Origin of the sequence: Kitasatospora sp. NPDC004799 (assembly GCF_040609095.1) — a bacterium.
Classification (GTDB): Bacteria; Actinomycetota; Actinomycetes; order Streptomycetales; family Streptomycetaceae; genus Kitasatospora.
Genome location: NZ_JBEXJK010000051.1, coordinates 19,997 through 30,946 on the forward strand (window position 1 = coordinate 19,997; position 10,950 = coordinate 30,946).

At 70.7% G+C, this 10,950-nt stretch carries 11 protein-coding genes and 1 pseudogene; 10 read left to right on the forward strand and 2 right to left on the reverse strand.

Annotated elements, in window-relative coordinates:
- Positions 1–4 precede the first annotated feature (4 nt).
- From ABZW03_RS09975 to ABZW03_RS10010, 8 genes are all read left to right on the forward strand, one after another.
- Positions 5–973: a thymidylate synthase gene (locus ABZW03_RS09975; protein WP_355254488.1), complete on the forward strand. Its 969-nt coding sequence runs from the start codon at positions 5–7 to the stop codon at positions 971–973.
- A gap of 5 nt (positions 974–978) precedes the next feature.
- On the forward strand, positions 979–2,697 hold the full coding sequence (locus ABZW03_RS09980; protein ID WP_355254490.1) for a carbamoyltransferase C-terminal domain-containing protein: 1,719 nt from the start codon (positions 979–981) through the stop codon (positions 2,695–2,697).
- A complete protein-coding gene (locus tag ABZW03_RS09985) occupies positions 2,694–3,749 on the forward strand; it encodes a hypothetical protein (protein ID WP_355254492.1) in 1,056 nt (351 codons plus the stop codon). The genes ABZW03_RS09980 and ABZW03_RS09985 overlap by 4 nt, the downstream gene beginning before the upstream one ends.
- Positions 3,746–4,588 (forward strand): radical SAM protein, encoded by an 843-nt coding sequence (locus tag ABZW03_RS09990; protein ID WP_355254494.1) that lies wholly within the window; start codon positions 3,746–3,748, stop codon positions 4,586–4,588. Before ABZW03_RS09985 ends, ABZW03_RS09990 begins: the two co-directional genes overlap by 4 nt.
- A gap of 83 nt (positions 4,589–4,671) precedes the next feature.
- A complete protein-coding gene (locus tag ABZW03_RS09995; RefSeq protein WP_355254496.1) occupies positions 4,672–5,181 on the forward strand; it encodes a topology modulation protein in 510 nt (169 codons plus the stop codon).
- A 35-nt stretch (positions 5,182–5,216) separates the two neighbouring features.
- Positions 5,217–6,017 (forward strand): methyltransferase domain-containing protein, encoded by an 801-nt coding sequence (locus ABZW03_RS10000; protein ID WP_355254498.1) that lies wholly within the window; start codon positions 5,217–5,219, stop codon positions 6,015–6,017.
- Positions 6,014–6,796 carry a phosphotransferase gene (locus tag ABZW03_RS10005; RefSeq protein ID WP_355254500.1) on the forward strand — a complete coding sequence of 261 codons (783 nt, stop codon included), beginning with the start codon at positions 6,014–6,016 and terminating at the stop codon, positions 6,794–6,796. Before ABZW03_RS10000 ends, ABZW03_RS10005 begins: the two co-directional genes overlap by 4 nt.
- Positions 6,793–7,251, forward strand: a complete 459-nt coding sequence (locus ABZW03_RS10010) for an NUDIX domain-containing protein (protein WP_355254502.1) — start codon at positions 6,793–6,795, stop codon at positions 7,249–7,251. The genes ABZW03_RS10005 and ABZW03_RS10010 overlap by 4 nt, the downstream gene beginning before the upstream one ends.
- A 93-nt stretch (positions 7,252–7,344) precedes the next feature.
- Here the strand turns inward: ABZW03_RS10010 and ABZW03_RS10015 are convergent, their stop codons facing one another.
- Together ABZW03_RS10015 and ABZW03_RS10020 are read right to left on the reverse strand one after the other, a co-directional pair.
- Positions 7,345–8,199 carry an IclR family transcriptional regulator C-terminal domain-containing protein gene (locus ABZW03_RS10015; protein ID WP_355254504.1) on the reverse strand — a complete coding sequence of 285 codons (855 nt, stop codon included), beginning with the start codon at positions 8,197–8,199 and terminating at the stop codon, positions 7,345–7,347.
- A 109-nt stretch (positions 8,200–8,308) separates the two neighbouring features.
- Positions 8,309–9,256 (reverse strand): zinc-binding dehydrogenase, encoded by a 948-nt coding sequence (locus ABZW03_RS10020; protein ID WP_355254506.1) that lies wholly within the window; start codon positions 9,254–9,256, stop codon positions 8,309–8,311.
- Positions 9,257–10,155: 899 nt separating this feature from the next.
- Here ABZW03_RS10020 and ABZW03_RS10025 point away from each other — a divergent pair.
- Both ABZW03_RS10025 and ABZW03_RS10030 read left to right on the forward strand, forming a co-directional pair.
- Positions 10,156–10,470 (forward strand): transcriptional regulator, encoded by a 315-nt coding sequence (locus tag ABZW03_RS10025; protein ID WP_355254508.1) that lies wholly within the window; start codon positions 10,156–10,158, stop codon positions 10,468–10,470.
- Positions 10,471–10,507: 37 nt separating this feature from the next.
- Positions 10,508–10,950 (forward strand): annotated as a pseudogene (locus tag ABZW03_RS10030) (hypothetical protein); the annotation flags it as partial.

A 10,950-nucleotide genomic window follows, 5' to 3' on the forward strand; every position in this document is an offset into this window, starting at 1 on the left:
CACTGTGTTCGTCACCGCCGCCGACAGCGCGAACGCGCTGTTCACCCGTGCCGGAAAGGCCATCCTGAGCCAGGGCCGCAGCGTCGCGCCGCGCGGCATGGCCACGGCCGAGCTCATGGGTGCCTACCTCAAGCTGACCGATCCCACTGCCCGGCTCGTCCACCTGGACCCGCACCGGGTGCTCAACCCGGCGTTCGCCGCCGCCGAGACGGTCTGGATCCTCTCCGGCTCCAGCGCCGACTGGATCCACGACTTCAACAGCCGCCTCGCCGCCCTCACCGACCACGGCGCCCTTCAGGGCGCCTACGGTCCGCGGTTGCGGCGCTGGCACGGGCAGCTGGACCAGCTTGACTACGTCCGACGCCAATTGACCCGTGACAGCGAGAGCCGTCGGGCCGTCGTGCAGATCTTCGACCCCGGCCGGGACACCGCCGGCCACAAGGACGTCCCCTGCACCCTCGGCTACCGCTTCTACCTGCGTGCAGGCCGCCTGGAGATGCACACCAGCATGCGGAGCCAGGACGTGTGGCTCGGTCTCCCGTACGACCTGATCACCACCACCGTCCTGCACGAGCTGATGGCCGGCTGGCTCGGTGTCGAGGTCGGCGACTACCACCACCACGTCGATTCCCTGCACCTGTACGCCCAGCACCAGGACACCGCATGGCAGCTGCCCGTCGAGGAGGAGCCCTCGCGCAGGTGGCAGCCGGTCGGCGTCCCGTGGGAGGACTTCGACCCGATGCTGAAGCAGGTGACGGCGGGCGAGGCCGTCGGCCATCCGGTCTGGGACGGCTTCGCCGCGGTCCTGGCCAGCTACCGGCTCTGGAAGTCCGGGCGGTACGACGGTGCCCGTGCCCGCGCCGCCGAGGCGAGCGGGCCGCTGCCCGAGGCGATGGGGCTCTGGTACGACCAGCGCGAGCAGAAGGTCCCGCTCGCCCCGATGCCGGCACCGGCGATCCCGGCGAAGAGGTGACCGGGATGACAGCGAACCCCAGTACCGTGCTGGGCCTGTGCTCCTACACCCACGACTCCGCGGCCGCCCTGGTCGTCGACGGCGAGCTGGTCGGCTTCGTCGAGGAGGAGCGGCTCAGCGGCGTCAAGCACGACAAGCGCTTCCCGACCTTGGCCGTGGAGTGGCTGCTGGACCAGGCGGGCCTGGCCCGCGCGGACGTCGACACCGTCGCGTACAACTTCACGCCGCAGCTCTACCTGAGGGCGGTTCCCGCCGCCCTCGCTCACGCCGTGCGGCCGACGACGTCGGCCAGGGCGTTGCCGCGGGCCCGCTCGTTCGCCAAGGTGGCGGCCAACACCCGCGGGCGCCTGGCACACCTGGCCGCAGCCTTCCCGAACGCCTCCGTGAAACCCGTCCTCCACCACCGGGCCCACGGGCTGTACGCCTTCGCAGCCTCCGGCTACGAGGACGCCGCCGTGCTGGTGGTGGACAGCCTGGGGGAGGTGCAGGCAACCACGATCGGGCACGCCCGGCAGGGTGCGAACGGCTGCTCGTACCGGATCGTCCACGCCCAGGACGACCCGGCCTCGCTCGGCTACGTCTACGGCGCGGTCACCGAGCACCTGGGTTGGCGGAGGGGCGACGAGGAGGGCACCGTCATGGCGTTGGCCGCCCTCGGCGACCCCAGTCGCTTCCGGGCCCTGTTCGCCAAGGCCGTCCGGCTCACCACCGACGGCTTCGCCCTCGACCACCGGCTGATCGGGTTGCGCGTCATGGACCGCCGCTACCCGCGGCTGACGGCCGCATTCACCGAGCTCACCTGCCCGCCCCGACGGGCGGACGAGGACATCGAGCCGGTCCACGCGGACCTCGCGGCGGCCATCCAGGAGCGCACCGAGCAGGTGATGCTGCACCTGGCGCGGATCGCACGCGAGCGGACGGGCGCCCGGCTGCTGTGCGTCGGCGGGGGTGTCGCGATGAACTGCGTCAGCATCGGAAAGATCATCGCCTCCGGGCTGTTCGACGAGGTCGCCGTCCCGCCGGCCCCCGGCGACTCCGGCACGGCGATCGGTGCCGCGGCCGCTGTCGATCTCGGCCGGCACCGGAACCTTCCGTCGGGGCTGGCCCGGTCCTGCTACCTCGGGCCGGCTTTCCCCGGCCTGGAGCTGCCGTCCGAGCCGCTGCCCGACATGACCGCCCGACGGCTGCTCGATCCGGCCGAACACGTCGCCGGCGAGCTCGCCCGGGGGACGATCGTCGGACTGTTCCGGGGGAGCGGGGAGGCCGGGCCGCGGGCGCTCGGGAACCGTTCGATCCTCGCGTCGCCGCTGCGGGCGGGCGTCGTCGAGCGGCTCAACTCCACGGTGAAGTTCCGGGAGCCGTTCCGCCCGTTCGCGCCGGTCGTGCTGGCCGACCGAGCCGGCGACTACTTCACCCTCGGCCAGGAAGCGCCGTTCATGTCGATGGCCTCGCCGGTCACCGAGCTGGCCCGCGAGCGGATCCCGGCCGTCGTCCACGCCAACGGGACGGCTCGGGTGCAGACGCTGGCGCCCAGGGACAACCCGTTCCTCGCCGAGATCCTGGCGGCCTTCGCCGAGATCACGGGCGTGCCCGTGCTCATCAACACCTCCTTGAACGTCAAGGGCAAGCCGATGTGCGGCACACCGGAGATGGCGCTCGACTGCCTGGCCGAATCCGGGCTCGACGCGCTCCTGGTCGAAGACTGGTGGGTGACCAAGGCATGAGGATCGGCTACAGCTTCTGGGGCTTCCTCGGCTCCGGCATCACCGACACCCCCGACGGAGGACGGAGCCACCGCCGCATCCTGCTGGACGGACTCACCGCTCGCGGCCACGACGTCATCCTCCTGCAGACCGACAGGGACCTGGCGGAGGCCGGCACCGACCTCACCGCGCACTACGAGTGGGACGGCGGCCTGCCCGAGATCGACGCCCTGCTCCTGGAATGGCGCTGGCCGATTCCGGGGCGCAACACCACCCCGTGCGGCAGCGAGGGGCACACCTGCGACCTTCACCGGCAGCAGGAACTCCTCGACCACTACACCCACCACTACGGCATCCGTACGCTGCTCTGGGACAAGGACCAGCAACTGCCCGCCGACGACCCGCTCCGCGCCATCGGCCACGTGCAGGTCTGCGAACCGGCGCTGCACCCCTCGCCGGGAGCCGAGAGCCTGCTCTTCCCGGTCGACGACGACGCGCTCGACCGAGCACACCCCGCGGCCCTCGCCGCCCACGGGCGCGTACTGCCGCTGGTGTACATCGGCAACCAGTACGACCGCGACGCCGCCTTCGACCGGTACTTCGCCCCGGCCGCGAACCGGCTCGCGCACAGGGTGGCCGGGAAGTGGACCGACACCGCCCGATGGCCGGACGTGAACTTCACCGGGCGCATCCCCTTCGACGAGGTCGCCCGCCTCTACGAGGCCTCGGTGACCACCGTGCTGCTCGCCCCGGAGCGGTACGAGCGGAGCGGCCAGTTCACCCAGCGGATCTTCGAGTCCGTCCTCGCCGGCTGCCTGCCGCTGGTACCGGCCACCCTCCGGGGCGCTGACACGGTCGTGCCGCGAGAGCTGGTCGTCACCAGCGGCCACGACGTACTGGCCACCGTCACCGCCCTCGCCCGCATCACCGGCAGCCAGGCCCACGCCGACCTGATCGCCCGCTGCATCGACGGGCTCGACCGGTTCCGCCTCACCCGCAAACTGCGCACCCTCGACCGCTTGCTGACCGGCATGCCGGTCCCAGTCACACCGACGGAAGGAAACCACCCGTGAACCCGTTCCCGCCCGTGCTCCCCGGCATCCAGCGGGTCGAGAAGCTCTACCTGGAGCTGCTCTTCCGCTGCAACTTCTCCTGCACCACCTGCTACCACGGCGAGGACCTCAAGCGGACCGACAGCGTCACCGTCGACCAGGCCTCCGCCGCCCTCACCTACTTCCTCGTCCGCTTCGACTGCCGCGAGGTGTGCTTGCTGGGCGGGGAGCCCCTGCTCTTCGAAGGCCTGCCGACCGTCCTGACCGTCGCCAAGTCGCTCGGCTACCGCACCGAGATCTGCACCAACGGCTACAAGCGGCGGGCCTTCCTCGCCCGCGCCGCCGAGCACCTCGACATGCTGCGGGTGTCGCTCGACGGCGGCACCGCCGAGGCCCACGACCGGATCCGACGCCCGGGTTCCTTCGAGGCGGCCTTCGACACCCTCGCCTGGGCCCTCGGCCGGGACCTTCCCTTCGGAGCGACCTGCACCCTCACCGGGGAGAACATCGCTACCATCCCGGCGCTCGCCGAGCGACTGCGCGACCTCGGCGCCGGCGACCTGATGCTGCACCGCGTCCGTCCCGTGGGCAACGCCGTGGCCAGCGGCGTCACCACCGTCACCTGGGAACAGACCCAGGAACTCCACGAACGGCTGACCGCCATGGACCTGGGCGGGATGAAAGTCAACACCGACATCCTGCTGCCCGAACGGTGCCCGCCGCCCAGCGACGTCGTGGAGAACCTGGAGATCGCGCCCGATGGGCGGGTGTACCTGTCCTGCGCCGAGGTCGCCGGCCCCGGCCGGGAGGTCCGCTTCGACTTCGACCGGGCCGTCCTGGTCCCCGTCGAAGCGCGGTGAGCGGGTCGGAGCGTCCCGGCTCGGGCACCGGCCGAGACCGAGTGCGACCCGGTCCGTCGCAGGGCTCGGTAGCCTGTGGCGACATGGACAGGATCACCATCATCGGCTGCGGTGGCAGCGGCAAGACCACGGTCGGACGCCAGCTCGCAGCCAAGATCAACGCCCCCGTCACCCACCTCGACGGTGTCTACTACGACGCCGACTGGAACACCCTGCCGCCCGAGAAGTTCGCGGCGATCCAGGAGGAGCTGGTCGCCGAACCGCGCTGGGTGATCGACGGGAACTTCGCCTCGACCCTCCCCATCCGCCTCAAGCGAGCCGACACCGTCGTCTTCCTCGACATCCCCCCGATCGTCTGCCTCTGGGGGATCCTGCAGCGCCGCCGCCGCTACCGCGGCGGCCAGCACACCGAGCAGGGCGTCTTCGACCGCATCCACTGGGGATTCATCCGCTACGTCCTCGGCTACCGCCGCGAGATGCGGCCCAAGGTCCGCGCCCTGATCGCCGAACACGCCGGCCACGCCCGCGTCGTCACCCTCACCAGCCGCCGGGCCGCGCGCCGCTTCGTCGAGAGCGTGCCCCCTCGAACATGATCTGACCCCCCACCCCGGGAAGGCCCCACCTGTCCATGACCGCCAACCCGTTCCTCGACACCGACCGAGTCCGCGGCACCCTGTACGCCGAAGCGGGCCGCCTCACCCAGCGCACCACCGCACTCGCCCGGGCCAAGACCGCCGGTCGGCACCCGGCCGCCGTCATCGCGGAACTTGCCGCCGACGGGCCGCGCGGCACCGTCCTCGACATCGGCTGCGGGCGCGGCACCACCACCGTCGCGCTCGCCGAGCGCCTCGATCCCCCGAAGCTCATCGCCTTCGACCAGTCCGCCGCCCTGCTCACCGATGCCCAGCGCCGGCTGGCCGGACGGATGGGCGTGCGGTACATGCGCGGTGACTTCCACGCCATCGCCCTGCCCGACGCCTCCGTCGCGGTCGCCGCAGCGGCGTTCTGCCTGTACCACTCGCCGGAGCCGACGGCCGTGATCGCGGAGATCGCCCGCTGCCTGGCGCCCGGCGGGCTGTCGATCACGGTCACCAAGTCCGCCGACAGCTATGCGGAACTGGATGACGTGATCGCCGCCAGCGGCCTGGACCCGGAGGCGCCCGATCGGCCGAGCCTGTACGAGACCTTCCACAGCCACAACCAGGCCGACATCGTGGGTACTCACCTCGACGTCCGGGAGATCATTCACGACGAACAACGCTTCCGGTTCACCGACGCCGACCACATCGCCGCCTACGCGGCCACCAACCCCAGGTACCAACTCGCCTGCGATGAGCGGGGGATCGCCGAGAGGTTGCGGCAGACGGTCGGCAACGGCCCGCTGGAGACCGCCTCGACCGTCACCTACGTGGTGGCCGCCCGTCGATGAGGACCTTCACCAAGACCTACGACCACCCGCTGCTCCAACAGCGCTCCCTCGCCCACCAGGCGTGGCTCACCGGCGTCAACCCGGACGTCCGGACACCGCGGGTCGTCGAGCAGCGTCCCGGGGAGATCGTCTACGAGCACCTCGACGGTCGCCACGCCGGCCCGGCCGATCTGGTCGCCCTCGCAGGACTCCTCGGCCGCCAGCACACGGCCGCGTACTTCCGCGAGCTGGTGCACGCTCGCCTGGACGCGTCCTTCACCAGCGGCGGCACCATCACTCTCGACGGGTTCATCGACGGCCGACGCGAGCGCCTTCGGCACCTCCTGACCTCCGAATCCGTACCCGAGCCCGCCCTGACCCTCGAAGCGGTCGAAGGCTGGCTCCAGAAGGCCGCCGGCATGCCGGCCGCCTTCTACAAGGACGCCAATCCGCGCAACTTCCTCGTCAACGGCGCCATAGTCGCCGTCATCGACTTCGACTCCCTCACCCTCGCGCCCTTCGGCTACGACCTCGCCAAGCTCGTGGTCAGCACCACCATGACCAGCGGCCCACTGGTCCAGGAGACCGTTCAAGAAGCCCTCGACACCTACAACGGTCACCCACGCAGTCGAGGCCTCCCCGGCTGCACCCGGCGCGAGTTCGCGGCCTGGTGCGAGTTCCACCACGCCCTCACCGCCCCGTACCTCGGCACCAACGGATACCGATTCGGCTGGCACACGGCCAGACCGGGCTGGACCACCGATGTCCTGCGACAGCCCGACGAGGAGCTCGCACCATGACGACCAGCGCCGCCATGAACAGCCGTAACGCGGTCTGCGTGATCGTCCACGACAAGGGCACCGACCGCATCGCCGCCGTGCACTACGCCTCGGCCAACTGGTCGCCGCGGCCGGCCTGGACCGTTCCGGGCGGAAAGGCGGAGCCTGGGGAAGCCCTCGACGAGGCAGCCGCCCGCGAGCTCAAGGAGGAGACCGGCCTGCTGGTCGATCCCCTGAACCTCGAACTCGTCCACGTCATCCACGTCGAGCAGAGCTACGACGGACTCGGGCAGTTCGTCCTCTTCGTCTTCGCTACCGACCGATGGACCGGCGAGCTGGTCAACGCCGAGCCGGACAAGCACCTGGCCGTCGACTGGGTTGCTGCGGCTGACCTCCCCGAGCCGGCCTTCCCGACCGCGAGGATCGCGCTCACCGCGTACCAGGAGGGCGGTCCTTCGTTCTCGCGCTTCAGATGAGCCGGTTCCGGAGCCGCCGGAATAGAGCAGCTGCTGCCGCCCGAACCCAATGACTCGGGCGGCAGCAGCCGTTTGTCCCCTATGGGAAGGAAGCTATATCGCGGCAGCCAGTGGGGTCGTGGTCAGCTCGCTGATGCTCTCGGCCGCCTTACGGGTGTGGTAGATCAACGGGCGCAAGTCGGTGGGCATTTCGGCGGAGCGCCGGAGGAGGAGGACGGAGCCCATGATGGAGTCGTGCCACAGGACGGGGGCGGACACGGAGTCCCAGCCGGGCATGCACTCCTGGCGGCCGACCCCGAAGCCGAGACGGCGGATCTCGTCGAGGGACGCCTCGAGGGCGTCGTTGTCGCGGATTACGCCGGGGCCGGCGGTCGGCGGGACGTCCTCGGCGAGCACCAGGTCCTGGATGGTCCGGGGCAGGTAGGCGAGGATGACCCGCCCGGATGCGCCGGTGCGGAGGGAGCGCGAGACGGAGACGACGTCCTCGGCGGACATGCCGACTTCGGCGGGGTCGGTGTCGCCGATGACGTAGTCGGTGCACAGGCGCTTCGCGCCGCCGAAGGGCGAGAGCACGTACAGCAGGGCGAGGCCGCCGGTGGCGGCGTGAAGCCGTTCGAGGATCGTGTGGGTCGAGGCCGGGCTGGGGGAGTGGGCCATGGCCTGGACGCCGGCGCGGGCGGTGCCGGTCCCGAGGCGGTAGCGGCCGCGGCCGATCTGCTCGAAGACGCCGTCGGTGACGCCGGTCTTGAGAATCCGGTGGGTGGTGGCGTCGTCCAGCCCGGCGGTGGCGGCGATGGTGCGCAACGAGTGCACCTCGCCGGAGAGCTGGGTGAAGGCCCGCTGGACGGCGAAGGCGCGGGCCGCGAGCGAGGACGGCGGCTTGCTCGGTGCGTTGTTCTGGCGCTGCGTGGGCACCGTGTCGGGCGCGGGCGTGGTGGTGCTGGTCATGTTCGGCTTCCGGTGGAGCGTCGCGTCGTCCGGCGACGACGCGAGGGGGACGTTCCGGGGTAACCCGCCGGAGGCGGGCGTACGGGTAGACGGCCGGGCGAGAGGTCGGTCAGCGGTCGACGTCAAGGACGATCTTGCCGGTGGTGCGGCGGGCGGCGAGGTCGTGGTGGGCCTGGCGGGCCTGACCGAGCTTGTACGCCGGGCCGTTGAGCGGCTTGAGCCAGCCTTCGGTGACTGCCGTGAACAGTGCGGACATCGAGTCGTTGAGGTGGGTGCGGGAGGGGTAGAGGTTCGGCAGCCAGAAGCCGCTGATCGCCTTCGACCCCGCGAGCAGGCTGGTGATGGGCACGAGGCCGTTGGCGCCGGTCACCGAGCCGAAGACGGCGAGGCGTCCGCGCGGGGTGAGGGCGGCGAGGGTGGCGTGGACGACATCGCCGCCGGTCATCTCCATCGCGGCGGTGACGTGGCCGCCGGCGGCGTCGAGGATCCGCTCGGTGAGGTCCTCGGTGGTGGAGGAGTCGACGACGGCGTCCGCGCCCAGCTCCGTGGCGATCCGGCGCTTCTCCTCGCTGGAGGCCATGGCGACGACCTTGGCACCGGCGTGCTTGGCGAGCTGGACGGCGAGCGAGCCGACGCCGCCCGCGGCGGCCGGGACGAGCACGGTGTCCCCGGCGGTGACCCGCAGGTCCGTGAAGAGTAGGTGCCAGGCGGTGTTGCCCTGGAGCATGAGGGCGACGGCGTCGTGGTCGGCGATGCCGTCCGGCACCTCGAAGGCGAGCTTCCGGTGGACGACGGTGGTCTCGGCGTAGCCTCCGCCACGGCAGAGCGCGATGTAGCGGCGCCCGTCCTCGGCGATGCCGAGCACCTCGTTGCCCGGGACGAACGGGGCGGGCATGGGCGCGGGGTACGAGCCTTCGCGCAGGTGGACGTCGGCGTAGTTGACGCCGGAGAGCCGGGTGCGGAGTCGCAGGTGGCCGGGGCGGCTCTCCGGCTCGGGCAGTTCGGTCGGCTCCAGGACCTCCGGGCCGCCGAACTCCCGGACGGCTATTGCGCGCATCTTTATCAGCCCCAAGTGTTGCATGTCGGATTGTCGGTGAGTTCCCGCTGGCGGGTCGCTCGGACAGCGAATATACCCGCCGCTGAGCGCCGGATTCCGTCGCGCATATAGGGGTCAAGTCCCCTGCTGGTGTGGAATTATTCGGCACGTGGTATTCGTCACGTTACGCTGAGTATTGATGCCGGGGTGCTTGCTCACCGTGAGCGCGCGGGGGAATTTTGCTACGCGTGGCCGGGTGCTCTGCTTGCGGAGCGTTGCTCTGCGCCTTGAGAGAAGATCATTTCTCAGTCTCCGAAAAAGATCTCGTTCTTCTCGCGTAGATGCCCTTGATTTGTTGACCGCTATCCGGGTCGCTACTTAATGTCTCCTCGTTGCCGCAATCGCGGGCCGCTTGTTTGATGGGGAATTAGGTAATGAAGCTTCAGTCGTTCCCGGTCGGGATCCTGGGCTGGGGCGACCGATACCGCTGGGCCGCGCAGCCCAGACCGGAGTCACCCCGAGTGAGGTCGGGCGCCCACCGATTCCCTACGTACGGTGACCTTGGCCGTCGAAGGCCCGGGAACGGCAATCGGCTTCGGGCACTGACCGTCACGGACGGAGGCCTGTTGCCCGCAGGCGCTGCAGGAGCCCCGACTGCCTACCGAAGAACGGGATGGATCTGTCGGCCGCGTTGCCCCTATGGTGCTGCTCCCGCCGCACGGACGGCCGGCGGCCCGAGGAGGTGAGCGGCTGAATACCGGCCCTGCGGCTCCTCCATATGAGACCGGCGTCCCGGAGCTACCAACTCCCGGACGCCGGATGCGACGCCCCGAAGGGTGTCGATTCACTACCCACGCGCGCAGCGGGACTTCTTCGCACGAGGACCGCCGCGCGCGCTCCTACGAAGCACGGAGTATTGCATGCCCGCCATACCCAGCGGAACCCTGGCCAGCCCGAACTCGGGCGTTCGGCCTCGCCTCGCCGCCAAGCTCGCGGACATGATCCCGGGCGCCGCCGTGGTCGCCGTCGGCTTCACCGACCCGGTGACGCAGTGGCCCCACGCGTACGCCCGCGCCGCCGATGCCGCCGGTCGTCCGGTCCAGCTGAGTCCCGTCGGCCGAAGGGTGGTCGCGCGCTGGGTCGTCCGCGCCTACCCGGACGCCGACTGGACGCGTCCGCACGTCCTGGACCTCACCACCGGACAGCTCGCCCTCGCCCCCGTCCGGGGTCGCTGACGTGGCCCGCATCCGCTCCGTCAAGCCGGAGACGTGGGTGAGCGAGACGCTCGCCGAGGTGTCCATCCCGGCGATGGTCACCTTCCTCGGCATGACCAACCACGCCGACGACCACGGCCGCCACCGCGACAACGCGGCGATCGTCTACGGCCTCATCTGGCCGATGCGCGACGAGATCGGCCGTGCGGACGTCGAGGACCACCTCCAGCAGCTCGCCTCGGTCGGCGCGGTATGCCGGTACACGGGCTGCGACGGCCGCCGGTACTTCCACTACCCGACCTGGCGCAAGCACCAGAAGATCGACAAGCCGAGCCTGTCCCGGCTGCCCGCGTGCCCGCACTGCGAGCCGGAGCGGTGCGGCGTCTGCAAGGGCCCTTGCATCCAGCGGGCCGCCCTCGCCGATGCTCCGGGAGGCGTAGCCGAGGCTGCCACGAGCCCTGGGGGGGGGGTTGTCGGGAGCAACAGGGAAAAAAAACCCCC